This window comes from Actinocrinis sp., from assembly GCF_035938995.1.
Taxonomy (GTDB): domain Bacteria; phylum Actinomycetota; class Actinomycetes; order Streptomycetales; family Catenulisporaceae; genus DASZGI01.
This window is the reverse complement of record NZ_DASZGI010000156.1, coordinates 17,646-32,329: the sequence shown is the minus strand read 5'-3', so window position 1 is coordinate 32,329 and position 14,684 is coordinate 17,646. Positions and strand designations below refer to the sequence as shown.

The following is a 14,684-nucleotide window of genomic DNA, read 5'->3' as shown; positions in this document are numbered from 1 at the left end:
TCTTACTCGGCGTCCTTGTCGAGGACCGCCTCGATCTCGAGCAGGATCTGCACCTTCTCGCTGATCACGACGCCGCCGCCGTCGAGGTTGGCGTTCCAGCTCACGCCGAAGTCGCTGCGGTTGATCTCGGCCTTGGCGGTGAATCCGGCGCGGGTGCCGCCGTAGGCGTCCGGGCCGAAGCCGTTGAGCTCGAGCTTCAGCGGGACTTGCTTGGTCACGCCCTTCAGGGTCAGCTCGCCGTCGACGATCCAGTCGTGACCGTCGGGGCGGACGCCGGTGGAGCGGTAGGTCATCACCGGGTACTTCTCGACCTCGAAGAAGTCGGCGGAGCGGATGTGCGCGTTGCGCTGCTCCTGGTTGGTGTCGATCGAGTCGAGCTGGATCGTGGCGGTGACGGAGCTGTTCTGCGGGTCCTCGGCGGTGACCAGCGTGCCCTCGAAGGAGCGGAAGTTGCCGCGCACCTTGCTGACCATCAGGTGGCGGACGGTGAACGACACGTCCGAGTGGGCCTGGTCGATCTTCCAGGTGCCGACGGTGTAGCCGGGGATCTGGGTGGCAACGGCGCCTGCCATGGCGAACCTCCTCGAGTCGAGATAACTTCAACTTTCAAGCTTCGGCGTCATGCTAGCGCTACCTAGTCAAAATTTCAACAATCTCGGGGGCAAATGGTTCGACCGCGCGATGGGGTGCGGCGTGGGGTGCGGCGACCAGACGAAGGGCCGCCAGCCGGTTGGCGTGCGGTATTCGTCGACGCGTTGGGCGGCGTGGGCCATCAGCCTGCTCCGAAGCAGACGAACGGATTGAACCGGTCCTGTCCGGCCGCACCAGCGAGAGCTAGCGCGGGAGCGGTGCCCGCCGCCACGGCGGTGTGCAGCGCGGTCATCAGGGCTGCCGCCGAGTCGTCCGCGACCTGCGCGCCGCTGGAGATGACGGTCGCGGTGCCGGCGTGCAGCAGCGCCGCGGTGAAGCCGAGGTGCTCGTCGCCGCTGCGCACGTCCGCGCGGCCCACCTCGCACGCCGAGAGGATCACGCACTGCGGCGGCTTCGCCAGGCGTTGCAGGTCGTACGCCATGAGCGGGCCGTCGGCGAGGTCGACCCGGGCGAACAGGACGTTTCCGCGCTCGTGGTGTCCGTGCGCGGCGAGGTGGACCGTGCGGGCGCCGTCCATCGCCCGCAGCGTCGCCTCGACGGTCGCGTCCTTGCCGGTCAGGACCCACGGGTCCGGGTACAGCCGGGCGATCGCCGCGACCTCGGCTTCGGCGTGTGCGAGGTGCGGCCCGGCGGCCAGGACGGGGCGCGGGTCGGGCTCGCCGGCCGGGCCGCTGGACGAGGCGCGGTGCGCGGTCAGCCACATGTGCGCGGACGGGGCGACCGTCAGGGGCCGGTGGCGCAGACCGGGCAGCAGACTCCACGGCACGGCGGACAGCGCGCCGGTCGGAATGAGCACGAGCGGCGCGCCGTCGCCCGGTAGGAGCGGCCCGAGCGGGGCCATGATCTCTGCGTCCAGCACGTCGAGCTGGCGGCGCAGGGACCGGTCGATCACCTCCTGGAGCCGCGCGGGCAGGCGGCGGCCGGTGCGCGCGTCGAGGTCTCCGACCAGGCGCTGGGCCGCCTCCGCCGCGCGGCCATACCCGCCAAGGGATACGAGGCGGGCGCCGCCGTCGGCGACGAGCAGGGCGAGCAGCTGGTCGCCGTGCTGCAGGAGGCTGATCATGCGGCCGCCGGTCCCCTCGATCTCGGCGGCGATGTCAGCGAGGCTCGGTGGCGCCGGACCTCGGTCCGCACCCGCGCCGCCCGCTTTCCAGGACTCTTCGAGCAGGCTGCGGCGCAGCGCTGCGTGCCGCTGTCGGGCGGCGGGGTCGCTGCGGCCTTCCAGTTCGGCGGTGCGCAGGACCTGGTCGAGGTGGCGCAGTTCCGCGACGGCGTCGGCGGTGCGCGGATCGTCGGGCGGCCGCACCGGCCTGATGCGCAGGGCCTGTGCGCGCGAGCGTTCGGACCAGGCGAACACGGCTGGCGCCGATCCGCTGGCCAGGGCGAGCCGCAGGCCGGTGCAGGTCAGCTCGCGGCCGAGCGCGGCGACGCCGGTCTGCAGATCGAGGCTGCCCAGGGCCGTGCGGTGCGCGTGTAGCTGTGCCAGGCCCCTGCGAAGCTCGGCGTAGGCCGCGGCGCGGTCGCCCCGCACGACGGCCAGCTCCGCGCGCGCCAGATGCGCGGAGAGCCGGGTCTCCAAGGGAACGCTGACACCACGCGGCACCGCGGCCCTGAGCAGAGGGGCGACGCGCTCCGGAGGCGCGGCGGTCCTCAACAGGGATCTGGCGGACAGCAGACGGCCCAGGGCCGCGTCGCGGGCCAGACCGAGCTGTTCGAGCCGGTCGGCGAGCCCGGCCGTGCGGCGCACCAGGCGGCCGGCGGCGGCGCGGGTCGCTGCGTCGGCGGGGATCGGGACGGGTGCGGAGGTGGCCTGGTCGCCCGTGTCCTGGTCATCAGTGTCGAAGCGGCGGGCGAAGTCGGCGCGCGCCGCCGCCAGCCGGGCCAGGACCGCCCCGGTCTCGTTGCCCCGCGCGCGGAAGTGCCGCTCGGCCAGCCGCGCCTGCTCCGCCGCGCCCTCCGGGTCTCCGGCCGCGGCCAGTGCTTGGGCGAGCGCGAGTTCGGCGTCGGCGCGGTCCTGGCCCAGCCGTTGCTCGCGGAACGCTTCGATGGCGGCGCGCAGCCCTTCGGCCGCCTCGTGCGCCAGTCCCGCCGCCATGAGCGCGCGGGCCCGGTCCACTTGGGCGATCGGGACGTTGCCGGGTCCGTGCTCGCGGTATCCGGCTTCTGCCTTGCCGAGCAGGTCGAGCGCGGCGGGGATGTTGCCGGCCAGCAGTTCGCAGTAGCCGAGTCCGTTGACGGCCTTGTCCGCGACCAGATCGGCGCCGTGGGTGGCGGCCAGGTGGGCGCAGCGCGCCAGGTCGGCACGCGCGGCTCCGAGGCGCGCGGCGATCATGTGCAGCACGCCGCGGTTAAGCAGCACCCGGGCGAGCACGACCGGATCGGGATAGTCGGCCAGCTGGTCCACTGCCGCGTCGAACATCGGCAGCGCGGCCTGGTTGCGACCTGCGCGGAACAGCAGCAGGGCGCGCTGGGAGATCACGATGCCGCGGTCCTCGTCGGCCTCCAGCGCCTCGGCGCGCCCGAGCAACTCGAGTCCTTGCTCGACGCGGCCCTGTTCCGCCTCGGCGTGGGCGAGGCTGAGCAGGAGGCGGGCGGCGAGGGCCGCGGCATCGGGCGACGCCGGGTCGAGGCCGAGCAGCCGCAATCCGGCGCGGAAGTGCTCGGCGGCGGCTTGGGGGTGGCCCGCGGCGTTGACGGCCAGGCCGCGCCGGTGCCGGGCCGCGGCGCGCTCGATCGCACGCGCCGACCCGTCCCGGGAAGTGTGCAGGTCCGGATCGCGCGATTCCGCGGGCGCACGCCGACGCGCCGCGCTCGCGGGACTCCGGCCCGGGCGCCCCCCAGCTTCCATTCCACTCCGCGCGTCATCTACTGCACGGCCGCACCTCGTGCGCAGCGTCGTCTACAGCACGATCGCCGGAGTCAGTATCGATTGTTCGGCGCTTCCTGTCATTGGTTCGCCGCGCCGCACGACCAATTGGGCAAGGCCGCGGGGGACCTGGTCCAGCACGAATCTGCCCTCCTCGTCCACGCCGGTGGAGATCACCCGCCCGCCGGTGCGCAGCTCCACCCGGCAGGGTTGCGGCGGAGCCAGCCAGCCGTCGACGCGCACGACGCGGTCCTGCGGGTGGATCCGGATCATCACGGTGAGGCTGTCGCTGTCGAAGGTGACCACCCGCGCCTCCTCGCCGCGGGCGCCGGCCGGCTCCAGTTCGTAGCGCTCGGCCAGGCGGAAGACCTCCGCGTCGAGATCCTGCAGCGCGAGCGCGAACAGGCTGCGCTCGACGACGCTGCCCGGCATCGGGTCCAGCGCCTCGTGGCACTCGCGCAGCAGGCCGAGCAGTTCCTCGTCCCGGGCGTCCAGCTGATCGGCCGCGCCCGCGCGGCTCTCGGCGCTCATGCGGTGCTCCGGTGCGGTTCGGTGTCGAGCAGGGTTCTGAGTTTCGCCAGGCAGCGGCCCCGGGTCGGGCCGATGCTGCCGCGCGGCATGCCGAGCGCGACCGCGATCTCGTCGTAGTCGGGCCGGTTGACGAACGCGACGACGCGCAGCAGTTCCTGGCAGCGCCGCGGCAGCGTGCGCACGGCCCGCCAGACGTCCCGGTGCCGCTCGGCGAGCAGCACGCTCTCCTCGGGTGCGGGCAGCGAATTCGCGGTGTCGGTCATCTCGGTCATCGCACTCCCGTCGACGGGCAGTTCGGCTTTCAGCGCCGCCCGCACCCGCCATGCCTCGCGTTTCGTCGCGGTGACCAGCCACGCGGTCAGCGCGACGGGGGTGTGGATCCGGTCGAGGTTGCCCAGCAGGGTCAGCCAGGTGCACTGCACGGCGTCCTCGGCGGCCTCGCGGTCGAGCCCCTGGGCCCGCGCGACCTGCCAGAGCAGGGGGCTGAGTTCGACGACGATCTGCTCGAGGCCCTCGCGCCGCCCGGCCTGAGCGGCGAGCAGCAGGGCCGCCAGGCGTTCGTGCCGGTCCGCGTCCGGGCGCCGGACCGGCTGCGGCGCGGCTACCGAATCGGGCGCTGCTGAATCGGGCGCCGCCGGGTCGGGCCCTGTCGATTCAGGCACTGCGGGATCGAGTACCGGCGGGTCAATCATGGTCATGGGCGCCGATCCGCTTCAGCGCGCCGGCCATCCGCTGCCGGGCCGCGAGCCGGTCGGTGTTGTTGAGGTCGTACACCGGGTCGCCGGGGTGGTCCTCGGCCTCGTCGATGAGTGCGGCCGCGACGCTGGCGGCGACCAAGGGCGCGGAGAAGGAGGTGCCGCTCCAGACCGCGAAGCCGCCGCGGAAGTCGTCCGGGTCGAGGGTCTCGCGGTGCCGGTGGAGCCGGCTGCCCGGCGGGCTCGGCGCGATCAGCGGCTCCTCGCTGCCGTCGAGGTCGACCGGATAGGTGCTGATCACGTCCGATCCGGTGGCCCACGCGGTGACCCAGGACCCGTCGTTGCTGAACATCGCCTTCGTCCGGTTCGGGTTGAGCGCGCCGACGCTGACGACGGGCAGCACCGGGTCGGCGCCCGGCTGGGTGGCCAGCGCCGCCGGATAGTACGGCTGGACGGTCGCCTGGTTCCCGGCGGCCGCGATCACCGCGACGCCGAGGTCGGTGAGCCGGTCGATCAGCTGGGACAGCACGCCTGTGTAGACGGTGTCGTACGGGCTCTCGTCGAAGTAGCCGAGTGACAGCGAGACGATGTCGACCAGGCCGTCGGTGTCGCCGTTGCCGACGGCGGTGGCGATCTGCGCGCCGAGCACGGCGACGGAGAGCAGCAGCACGTTCTCCTGGACGATGCCGTCGGTGTGCATGATCCGGATGACGCGCACCCGGGCGTCGGGGGCGGCCTGCCGGATGATGCCGGCGATGAAGGTGCCGTGGCCGATGTGGGTGTCGAGCATGCCGATCGTCGGGCCGATCTCGTCGCGCACGTCCCGGTAGCCGGACAGCACGGGGATGTCGAGGCCGCCGGTGGCCCGGACCCGGGCCTCCTCCGCGTGGATCGCGTCCTGCAGGGCGTCGTCCGTGGTCAGGAAGCTGTCGGGGTCGGCGTCCGGGCGGCCGAGCCACGGATGGTGGCGCACGCCGGTGTCGAGGACGGCCACCACCGGGCGCCGCGTGGCGGGCAACTTGGCCAGCGGAGTGCGCTCGGGCGCGCTCGACAACAGCTCCACCGGGATGCGGGAGGTGGGGCTGAACCAGGCGGCGTTTCCGCCGCTGTTGCCCTCAGTCGCCGGGTTGCCTTCTGTCGCGGGATTGCCTTCGGTTGCCGGGTTGCCCTCAGTCGCCGGGTCGCCGTAGATCGCGGCGAACATCAGGTGGTCGAGGGAGATCTGGCTGAGCAGGTCCGTGTCGAGCGGGACTGCGTGGTAGGCCATTGTCAGTTCGGGGGCGCCCGGATCTTCGTCGGGGTTCGATATACCGCCCCCTGATTCGCCACTGTTCGGCCGACTACCGCCGGACCCGCTGTCACTGTTGCCATTGCCGTTGCCGACTGCGGCTCGCAAGGCTTGGAGCGCGACCCAGGCGTCGATAGCGGTCGGCGGCGCGCCGTCGCGCACCCGCAGCACCACGGCGCGCGGCAGGTCGCGCAGTTCGCCCAGCCACGGCCGCAGGGACGGCAGCGACTCCTCGAGCGGCGGCGGGATTTCGATCGTGAGGCCGACGGTGGCCAATGCCTGGTCGATCGCCGCGACGGCCGCCGGGTCGCGCAGCACCGAGTCGGCGATCAGCAACGTGTTGGTCCGGTAGCCGGTGGCCGAGGGCGGCCGGGCGCCGGGGGCGAGCACCGCCTGCGCCGGCTGGAGCACCCGTCCACCGTGCCGGTTGACCAGCGTCGGCGACAGCGTGGGCACCCCGAGGTTCCCCACCCGCCCGGGCGCCGGTTCCCGCTCGCGCGGCCCACGCGCGCCGAAGAGCACTGCCATGATCGCTACCCTTCCACCGATCGAATACACCGCAAGTCAAGGCACTGCGCGGGTACGTGGGATACGCACACCGCATAACGAACCGGCAACGATTCGGCCGCGAAGGGCAGAGCAGACGCTGTTCGACCTCGAACCGGCGCCGTAGCGAAGACGTGATGTATCTGACGCACGTTAGGCCGCTCTCTATTGATTACCCGTGCGCTTCGGGAAGGCGGCCACGGGACCGGGACGATTTAGGGGGATGACGAATGGTGGCAACTCTGACGGCGAGGGCGACTTCGGTGTCTGCGCAGCGTGGCCTGCCGGCCGGTGTGCCAGGCCTGACCGACGCCCGCGCCCTGGCCCACCGGGCGGTTCCGGCGGGGGTGCAGGTGGTGGCCGTGCGCATCGACGCCCGCGACCCGATCTCGGAGGCGGGCGTGCGGATGCAGCTGCGGCCGCGGGCCGAGATCCGGCTGGCCGGTCCCGGGGAGCCGGCCGCCGTGGCGGTGGCGGTGGCCGACGCCGTCGACGACGAGTGCACCCGCTGGCTGCGGGGCGTGCACCGGACGCACAACCTCCCGGTGGTCTTGGTGACCGGGCAGGTGGACGGGCGCGCGCTGTCGATGCTGGTGGAAGCGGGCGTGCGGGGGGTGCTGCGGCGGGACGAGGCGACTGCCGACCGGCTGGTGGCCGCGGTGCACGCGGCCGCGGCCGGCCACGGCGACCTGCCGCCGGAGCTGCTGCGCCAGCTGCTCGACCACCTCGCCGGGCTCAACCGCCAGGTGCTCGGGCCGCACGGCTACTCGTTCAGCGGTCTGACCGAGCGCGAGCGCACGGTGCTCCAGCTGCTCGCGGACGGCCTGTCGACCCGCGAGGTCGCGCTGAAGCTGTGCTACTCCGAGCGGACCATCAAGACGGTGATCCAGGATCTGACCATGCGGCTCCAGCTGCGCAACCGCACCCAGGCCGTGGCCTATGCGCTGCGCCAGGGATGGATCTGATCCCCGGCGCCGCGCACAGGCGCACGGCCCGTGGTGCGCTTCCGGCTGGGTCAGCGCCGGAAGATGAACTGGTCACCGGTGGACGGCTGCATCGAACCGCTCTCGACCACGACGGCGACGGTCGCGTGCTCCGCGGGCACCTGACCGGAGGCCGACTGGTCTCCCGCGATCTGCTCGGCACCCAGCTCGCCGTGCGGAAGGGCGAGACAGTACGTGTCGATCTTCCCCGACGCGTCGGCGTTGAGCGGTTTGCCGGTCAGGGCGTTCGCCGAGCAGGCGTACAGCACCGTCCCGGAAGTGCTCTGCCACGTGACCGTCACCGGTGCGCCCGGGGTGAAGCCGGTTCCGGTGACATGGGTGAGATCGCCGTCCACGATGACCGCCGGGTTGGCGGTCATCGTGGGGTTGCCGGGCGGGCCGCCGTTCGTCGGGCACTGCACCGTGAGCGTGGTGGAGGCGACCATCACGGGCAGCCTCTCGCTCAGCGTGACGTTGTGCGTGCCGCAGGCCAGTCCCTGGGCCGTGATGACTGTGGTCACCGTGTTGCCGTTGAAGGTCGGGGTGGTGCTGACCTGCGTGCCGTCGACGGTGATCGAGAACGTGTTGTAGTCCGAGAAGAACTCGCTTCCCGTCAGGGTGATCTGGACGGGCTCCTGCGTAGAGGTGATGGTGCTGGGGTTCGCGGTGATGCAGGAGACGGTGAAGACCCCGGCGAACTCCTGGTCCGGTGTGCTTCCACCGGCGTAGTACTTGTCATCGAAGTAGTGCGGCCCGCAGGACAGCCCGCTGCCACCGCTGAAGCCGACGTAAGTCACATTGCCCGCCGGAACTCGAGTGACGGTCAGCGGTGCACAGTCGAGCGTGTACGCGTCGTAGTAAGTGCCGCGCGGGGGGAAGTACCGGTCACCCGTCGTGAAGGTGGCAGGCAGCTGAGCATTGCCGATTACATACGGGGAGACCGTGACGCTCCCCGCATTCGCACCCACACAGCTCGGCACGGCGGCACGCGGGCTCGCGGCCTGCGCTTGGCCGCCCGCCAGGCCCGCGCAGATCACCACCAGGACGGTGACGAGCGGCGCGGCCGTGGCCGACGGACGGCGCCGCTTGACGGCTATGCGGTGCCTGACATTCCGCTGACGAGAACCGCCGGAGAGCATGACGTGCTACCTCCCCCCGCCTTGACGCAGCCCACGTCCACGCCGAGGCTCTGCCCGGGCGAGACGGTGATCGGCGTGACGAAGTGCAGGTCGTAGTCCCGGTAGTTCTCCATCCGGGTGGAGATCAGCGTCTTGCCGGCCCGGGTGATCGTCAGCGTCCCGGTGTCGCCGTTGGGGTTCTGCAGGACCAGGTCGGTCACCGTGAACGTCTGCTTCGTACCGGCCGTCAGGTCCTGGTTGGAGAGCAACTCGGTCGCGAACGCGACCGGCGGGGGCGGCGCGCTGCTGCTCGGTGCGGCCGGGGTCGTCGGGATCGTGACCGGCGAGGGCGACGCGGAAGGGGATGAGCCCGAACCCGAGCCCGACTTGGAGCCCGCGCTCGGCGAGCCGCCGCCCGAGCCCACGGACGGGCCGCCCGGGGCGGGCGAGATGCCGGCGGCGGCCATCGCCTGATTCGCGGCTGAGGTCGCGGCGTCCCGCACGACGGGCCGCAGCACCGCGAACCAGAGCACGGCCAGCGCGATGAGCGCCAGCACGGCGAGTCCGGCGACCTTGGGCACCCAGCCGGGGATCGCAGCTTCCTGCAGCAGGCTCGCCTCGAGCGGCTGCGGCGCTTCGGGCGCATCCGGTCCCTGAGCATCCCCGGCCGGGCGCACACCCACGCTGAAGCGGTGCAGCACGTTGGCGCCGCGCCACATCCGGTTGCGCGCGCGGGCGCGGACCGTGACGAAGGCGGCGGCACCTGCGGCCACCTCGAGGCGCGGAGGGGTCACGGTGACGTCGACCAGGTCCTGGGTGTCCCACCCGGCCAGGTCGACGACGGCCGCGGCGTTGCCGCGGTTGTCGACCGCGAGCTGGTAGCGTCCGGCGCGGCGCCCGCGGGCCCGGCCGGTGCGCGGCGAGATGTCCGCGGACAGCACCGGGACGGCCGCGACGTCGAGCGAGCCCTCCTCGACCGTGGGATGCGCGGGGTCCTCGGCGGCCGCGATCCGGACGCCGAACGGCAGCAGGCCGGGCGGCGTCGCGGATCCGGCCGGTAGGCGGAACCGCACGCGGACTGTTTCGGCCTGGCCGGGGAAGAGGGACAGGGTCGGCGGGTCGCACTCGGCCCAGGCGGCCGCCGCGCCCAGGATCTCGACGCTGAACCGGTCGACCACGCCTCCGGTGTTCCTGACCGACAGTTCGGCCTGTGATTCGCCCCCCGGGCGGACCGGCACGACCGCCGGTGTCAATGACGCATCTGCTCCCATGGCGGCGACGGTAGACCGGCGGCGGCCTCGGCGGCAGCCGCGTCCGGGCAGCTCACCGGGCTACCGGGGGTGCCCTTGAGGGCTGCCCCTCCGGGCAGCCGGGCGGACCCGATCGGCTGCACCTGTGGGCCTGCCGCGGCGGGGCGGCGCGGCGGGAGTCTTGCCCCGTGATCCTCGAGACCGACCAGGCGCTGCTCGCCGTGACGAAGAACAGGGTGCTCGGCAACGCTGCCGTCGCCGTGACCTTCGATCCGCCGGCGCGCCCGTGGATCCAGGCGCTCAAGACGCCCGCGGTGAACTTCTTCCTGTTCGACATAAGGGAGAACACCCATCTCAGGGATGTGATGTACGAGCAGGTGCGCGACGAAGGGGGAAGGGTCATCGGGCATCGCCCGCCGGCCCTGCGCTATGACCTGCACTACACCGTGAGCGTCTGGGGCGCGCCGATCGCGGTCGAGCACAAGATCCTGGCGCTGGTGCTGCGCTGCTTCGGCGGCCTGCCCACGCTGCCGCGGGAGCTGCTGCCCGAGGCGCTGGCCGCCTCGCCGCTGGAGGTGCACCTGACCACGGCCGCCGGCACGAAGCGGAGCATGTTCCTGAACCTGGCGGGCGAGGTCAAGGCCGGCTTCGAGCTGACCGCGACGGTGCCGATGCCGGTGCCGGAAGCGCCCGCGGCGGCGCCGGTCGCCCAGGCGCAGGTCAATGTGGCGCCACCCGCAGCGGGCGCGGCGCAGCCGGTGCAGCCGCCGCCGCGCGCGGAAGCCGCGGCCGAACCCGCCGCCGCGCCAGCCGCGACACAGAAAGACGCGGCACCGAAAGACGAAGCGCCGAAAGAGTCAGCGCAGAAGGCCGAAGCGGCCGAGGGCGAGGCCGCTTCGGCGGCTGCCGCCCGATAAACGAAGGGATCTGACATGGATGAGCTCGCGGATCTGGCCGGATCGGCCGTGCAGGGCGCCGGGGACCTCGGCGGCTCGGTGTTGCAGGGGGCCGAGGACCTGGGCGGCGCGGCCCTGGCCGGGATCGCGAACGAGGCGGCTGACATCGCCGGCGTCGCGTACCACGGCGGCGCCGCCGTCGGCAACGCGCTCGGCGGCGACTGGGACGGCGCGGCCAGCGAGGCGCTGTCGATGTCCGGAGACGCGCTCGGCGCGGCGACCGGCGGCCTGACCGACCTGGCCGGCGACGCCTACAACGCCGTCGCGGGCGCCACCGGGCTGCCCAGTGCGCACGACCTCGCGCAGGGCGGTCTCGAGTCGATCGGCAACGACCTCGGGGACGCGGCCTACAACTTGGTGCACGGCGGCGACTCGTCGGGCGACGCGGGCGGCATCGGCGGCTCGGACCCCGGGGCCGGCGGCTCCAGCGACCCGGGCACGGACCCGGGCGCGGCCGACGACGGCTCGTACGACCAGCCGATGGACGACTCCTCCGCCTACTGACCGCCGCACTCCTGACCGCGGCCTAACGCCGCCCGGCGCGACCCGACCGATCGCGCGATCCCCTGACAGCAGCCCGCCGGCGGGCGAGGAAGGACAACCCGGCAATGCCCAATTACCTGTCTCCGGGCGTCTACATCGAGGAACCGGAGGCCGCCACCCGGCCCATCGAGGGCGTCGGCACGGCGGTGGCCGCGTTCGTCGGCTTCGCGGCCGAGGGACCGCTGCACGCCCCGACGATGGTCGCCAACTGGGCCCAGTACACGAGCATCTTCGGCGAGCCGGTCCCCGGCATGTACCTGGGCCAAGCCGTATACGGGTACTTCCTCAACGGCGGCGGAGTCGCGTACATCGTGCGGGTCGGCGGAGCTCCGGCGGCCGGCGGTGCCGGCACGAACGGCGCGGCCGTGAACGGCGCGCGCGGCGAGCTGCGGTCCGCACTCGACCCGGCCTCCGCCGTCTACGTCGCCACGGTGCGCGATCCCGCGCTGCGCGGCGCCCCGGTCACCGTCGAGATCGCGGACGTGGCGGCCGAGGGAGCCCCCGAGGACTCGTTCCGGCTGGTCGTGCGCGGCGCCGGGCGCGAGGAGGTCTTCGAGCCGGTGACCGCGCGGCGCGGCCGGACCAACGTGGTCACGCAGGTGAACGCGACCTCGACGCTCATCGAGCTGGCCGAGGCCGCGACCGGCGCCCACGCGGCCGGAGGCGCGGCCGAGCGCCGGCCCGCGAACGGCGTCGTCGCGCTGACGCAGCCGCCGTCCACCGAGATCGCGGTCAGCGCCGCCGACTACGTGGGCAGCAGCTCGGACCGCACCGGCTTCGCCGGGCTCGAGGTCATCGACACGGTGACGATGGTCGCGGTGCCCGACCTGATGGCCGCGCACCAGGCCGGCCAGATCGACGCCGACGGGGTGCGCGCGGTGCAGACCGCGATGATCGCGCACTGCGAGCTGATGGGCGACCGGATGGCGATCCTCGACCCGCCGCCGGGCCTGAGCGCCCAGCAGGTGCGGCACTGGCGCCGCGAGGAGGCCGGGTACGACTCGAAGTACGCCGCGCTGTACTGGCCGTGGGTGCGGGTGTTCGACCCGCAGAGCGGCCGCCCGGTCGACCTGCCGCCCAGCGGCCACATGGCCGGAGTCTGGGCGCGCAACGACGCCACCCGCGGGGTGCATAAGGCCCCGGCGAACGAGATCGTGCGCGGCGCGATCGGCGTCGCCACGAGCCTGACCCGGGCCGAGCAGGACGAGCTGAACCCGATCGGGGTCAACTGCGTGCGCGCGTTCCCCGGCCGCGGCATCCGGGTGTGGGGCGCCCGGACGCTGAGCAGCGACCCGTCTTGGCGCTACATCAACGTCCGGAGGCTCTACAACTACGTGGAGTCCTCGGTGAACATCGGCACTCAGTGGGTGGTGTTCGAGCCGAACGACCGGGACCTGTGGCAGCGGGTCACCCGGACGATCAGGGCCTTCCTGTTCACCGTGTGGCAGGACGGGGGGCTGTTCGGCGACACCGTCGACGAGGCCTTCTACGTCAAGTGCGACGACGAGACCAACCCGTCCGAGTCGATCGAGATCGGCCGGCTGGTCTGCGAGGTCGGGATGGCCGTGGTCAAGCCCGCCGAGTTCGTGGTGTTCCGTCTGGCGCAGCTGCCCGCCGGCACCTCAGTGACCGAATAACAGGAGGTCAGTCATGGCCGGGATCACGGATCCGCTCACAAACTACAGCTTCGCCGTCGAGATCGACGACGTCGCGATCGCCCAGTTCAAGGAGGTGAACGGTATCGGCATCACGGTGGGGGTGATCGAGAACCGGGCGAACAACCACCAGGGGCTGCCGATCCTGCAGAAGCTGCCCGGGACGGTGAAGTACGAGGACATCCACCTCTCCCGCGGCAAGGTGAACGACAAGGCGTTCTGGGACTGGATCAAGAAGGTCCAGGAGGGCAAGATCGACGAGGCTCGCAAGAACGGCTCGATCATCCTGTTCGACCTGGCGCACGGCGAGGTCAGCCGGTTCCACTTCTTCCAGGGCTGGCCCTCGAAGGTGGAGATCGGGAAGCTGGCCGCCGGCGGGGACCAGGTGCTCCTCGAGTCCGTGGTCATCACGATCGAAAAGCTCGAGGTCGCGTGACATGACCGGCGCCGGGGCGACGGCGGCGGTGCGGACGGAGTTCGCTTTCACGCTGCCTGTGGGATACGTGGACGACGCAGGGGTTTGCCACCGCGAGGGCCGGATGCGGTTGGCGACCGCGCGGGACGAGATCCTGCCGCTGCGCGATCCGCGAGTGCGCGACAACGAGGCCTACCTGACCGTCATCCTGCTCAGCCGGGTCATCACCGAGCTGGGGACGGTCTCGTCGGTGAATCCCGGCGTCGTGGAGAACATGTTCGCGGCGGATCTGGCGTTCCTCCAGGACATGTACCGCCGGGTCAACGCCGAGGGGCACACGCTCATCGAGGTGACCTGCCCGGCGTGCGAGCACGGCTTCGCGGTGGACAGCACCGGGGCCCGGGGCGACGGCGGCGTGGGTGCCGCGGCGAGCCGCCTGGGGGAATCGTGACGTACGGCACCCAGCAGCTGCTCGAGGAAGTGTCGTACGTCGCCTATCACTTCCACTGGCCGTTCGACCAGATCCTCGACCTCGAACACCCGCTGCGCCGCGAGTTCGTCCAGCGGATCGGCGCGATGAACGCGGCCGTCAACGCGTTGACGGCCGGTGAGGCGGATCCGGACGAGGCGGCGGCGGGGACTGCCGCGTCGGGCGGCGCCGGATCGTGGTGGTGAGCCGTGTTCTGGCCGTTCCGCCGTGGCCGCGGCGATGGCGACGTCGGGAGCGAAACCGAGGTCGCCGATACTGGGCTTGCCGAGCCCGGGGCAGCGTCCGCGCAATCCACGGGCACTGAGACCGGGCTGACCGAAACCGCGACGTCGTCCGCGGAATCCGCGGACGACGCGACTGGGCTGACCGAAGCCGGGGCAGGCTCCACCGACCCGTCGCCGCCGGCTCCGCGCGGCGGCGCGTGGCGCGACCTGTCGAGTGCGATGCCGACGCTCCGCCCGATGCCCGCGACCCTCGACGCGGATTTCAGCGCGACTCTGCCGACGCGTTGGCAGGTTCCGCCTGCACTCCAACCGCTCGGTCATGACGTGCGCCCCGACGTCTTCGGCGGCCTGGTGTCGGACGTCGCGCGGACGGTGCAGCCACGCACCGACGACTCCCCCGAGCTGGTCTGGCGCGCCGCTGGCGGGCCGCGCGCTCAAGTGCTGAGCCGTCCGGCTCCTCCCGGCGAACCGGG

At 72.5% G+C, this 14,684-nt stretch carries 14 protein-coding genes; 7 read left to right on the top strand and 7 right to left on the bottom strand.

Annotated features, from left to right (window positions below; genetic code table 11):
* Positions 1-2 precede the first annotated feature (2 nt).
* The 5 genes from VGZ32_RS11270 to VGZ32_RS11250 all read right to left on the bottom strand — a co-directional run bounded on the left by VGZ32_RS11270 (position 3) and on the right by VGZ32_RS11250 (position 6,559).
* A complete protein-coding gene (locus tag VGZ32_RS11270) occupies positions 3-572 on the bottom strand; it encodes a YceI family protein (protein WP_326885888.1) in 570 nt (189 codons plus the stop codon).
* Between the two features lie 200 nt (positions 573-772).
* Positions 773-3,499, bottom strand: a complete 2,727-nt coding sequence (locus VGZ32_RS11265) for a CHAT domain-containing protein (RefSeq protein ID WP_326885887.1) — start codon at positions 3,497-3,499, stop codon at positions 773-775.
* A gap of 51 nt (positions 3,500-3,550) precedes the next feature.
* Positions 3,551-4,048: a hypothetical protein gene (locus tag VGZ32_RS11260; RefSeq protein ID WP_326885886.1), complete on the bottom strand. Its 498-nt coding sequence runs from the start codon at positions 4,046-4,048 to the stop codon at positions 3,551-3,553.
* A complete protein-coding gene (locus VGZ32_RS11255; protein WP_326885885.1) occupies positions 4,045-4,746 on the bottom strand; it encodes a sigma-70 family RNA polymerase sigma factor in 702 nt (233 codons plus the stop codon). The genes VGZ32_RS11260 and VGZ32_RS11255 overlap by 4 nt, the downstream gene beginning before the upstream one ends.
* Positions 4,733-6,559 (bottom strand): S8 family serine peptidase, encoded by a 1,827-nt coding sequence (locus VGZ32_RS11250; RefSeq protein WP_326885884.1) that lies wholly within the window; start codon positions 6,557-6,559, stop codon positions 4,733-4,735. Before VGZ32_RS11250 ends, VGZ32_RS11255 begins: the two co-directional genes overlap by 14 nt.
* Positions 6,560-6,840: 281 nt before the next feature.
* Between VGZ32_RS11250 and VGZ32_RS11245 the strand changes: the two genes are divergently transcribed.
* On the top strand, positions 6,841-7,542 hold the full coding sequence (locus tag VGZ32_RS11245; RefSeq protein WP_326885883.1) for a response regulator transcription factor: 702 nt from the start codon (positions 6,841-6,843) through the stop codon (positions 7,540-7,542).
* Positions 7,543-7,592: 50 nt separating this feature from the next.
* Here VGZ32_RS11245 and VGZ32_RS11240 read toward each other — a convergent pair whose 3' ends face one another.
* Positions 7,593-8,699, bottom strand: a complete 1,107-nt coding sequence (locus VGZ32_RS11240; RefSeq protein ID WP_326885882.1) for a hypothetical protein — start codon at positions 8,697-8,699, stop codon at positions 7,593-7,595.
* Positions 8,654-9,949: a hypothetical protein gene (locus VGZ32_RS11235; protein WP_326885881.1), complete on the bottom strand. Its 1,296-nt coding sequence runs from the start codon at positions 9,947-9,949 to the stop codon at positions 8,654-8,656. The genes VGZ32_RS11240 and VGZ32_RS11235 overlap by 46 nt, the downstream gene beginning before the upstream one ends.
* A gap of 167 nt (positions 9,950-10,116) precedes the next feature.
* On the opposite strand from VGZ32_RS11235, the gene VGZ32_RS11230 reads away from it, so the two are divergent.
* The 6 genes from VGZ32_RS11230 to VGZ32_RS11205 all read left to right on the top strand — a co-directional run bounded on the left by VGZ32_RS11230 (position 10,117) and on the right by VGZ32_RS11205 (position 14,172).
* A complete protein-coding gene (locus tag VGZ32_RS11230; protein ID WP_326885880.1) occupies positions 10,117-10,845 on the top strand; it encodes a DUF4255 domain-containing protein in 729 nt (242 codons plus the stop codon).
* 15 nt (positions 10,846-10,860) lie between these two features.
* The gene (locus VGZ32_RS11225; protein WP_326885879.1) at positions 10,861-11,388 is read left to right on the top strand and encodes a hypothetical protein; all 528 of its coding nucleotides are present in this window, start codon (positions 10,861-10,863) and stop codon (positions 11,386-11,388) included.
* 104 nt (positions 11,389-11,492) lie between these two features.
* Entirely contained in the window at positions 11,493-13,064 is a 1,572-nt protein-coding gene (locus tag VGZ32_RS11220; RefSeq protein ID WP_326885878.1) for a phage tail sheath family protein, read from the top strand.
* A gap of 13 nt (positions 13,065-13,077) precedes the next feature.
* A complete protein-coding gene (locus VGZ32_RS11215; protein WP_326885877.1) occupies positions 13,078-13,518 on the top strand; it encodes a phage tail protein in 441 nt (146 codons plus the stop codon).
* A gap of 1 nt (position 13,519) precedes the next feature.
* A complete protein-coding gene (locus VGZ32_RS11210; RefSeq protein ID WP_326885876.1) occupies positions 13,520-13,948 on the top strand; it encodes a hypothetical protein in 429 nt (142 codons plus the stop codon).
* Positions 13,945-14,172: a DUF6760 family protein gene (locus VGZ32_RS11205; RefSeq protein WP_326885875.1), complete on the top strand. Its 228-nt coding sequence runs from the start codon at positions 13,945-13,947 to the stop codon at positions 14,170-14,172. The genes VGZ32_RS11210 and VGZ32_RS11205 overlap by 4 nt, the downstream gene beginning before the upstream one ends.
* Positions 14,173-14,684: the final 512 nt, after the last annotated feature.

Bases quoted from the DNA above. Each gene is read 5' to 3' on its own strand.
- VGZ32_RS11270 (WP_326885888.1), bottom strand. From the start codon at position 572: ATGGCAGGCGCCGTTGCCACCCAGATCCCCGGCTACACCGTCGGCACC.
- VGZ32_RS11265 (WP_326885887.1), bottom strand. From the start codon at position 3,499: ATGGAAGCTGGGGGGCGCCCGGGCCGGAGTCCCGCGAGCGCGGCGCGT.
- VGZ32_RS11260 (WP_326885886.1), bottom strand. From the start codon at position 4,048: ATGAGCGCCGAGAGCCGCGCGGGCGCGGCCGATCAGCTGGACGCCCGG.
- VGZ32_RS11255 (WP_326885885.1), bottom strand. From the start codon at position 4,746: ATGACCATGATTGACCCGCCGGTACTCGATCCCGCAGTGCCTGAATCG.
- VGZ32_RS11250 (WP_326885884.1), bottom strand. From the start codon at position 6,559: ATGGCAGTGCTCTTCGGCGCGCGTGGGCCGCGCGAGCGGGAACCGGCG.
- VGZ32_RS11240 (WP_326885882.1), bottom strand. From the start codon at position 8,699: ATGCTCTCCGGCGGTTCTCGTCAGCGGAATGTCAGGCACCGCATAGCC.
- VGZ32_RS11235 (WP_326885881.1), bottom strand. From the start codon at position 9,949: ATGGGAGCAGATGCGTCATTGACACCGGCGGTCGTGCCGGTCCGCCCG.
- VGZ32_RS11225 (WP_326885879.1), top strand. From the start codon at position 10,861: ATGGATGAGCTCGCGGATCTGGCCGGATCGGCCGTGCAGGGCGCCGGG.
- VGZ32_RS11220 (WP_326885878.1), top strand. From the start codon at position 11,493: ATGCCCAATTACCTGTCTCCGGGCGTCTACATCGAGGAACCGGAGGCC.
- VGZ32_RS11215 (WP_326885877.1), top strand. From the start codon at position 13,078: ATGGCCGGGATCACGGATCCGCTCACAAACTACAGCTTCGCCGTCGAG.
- VGZ32_RS11210 (WP_326885876.1), top strand. From the start codon at position 13,520: ATGACCGGCGCCGGGGCGACGGCGGCGGTGCGGACGGAGTTCGCTTTC.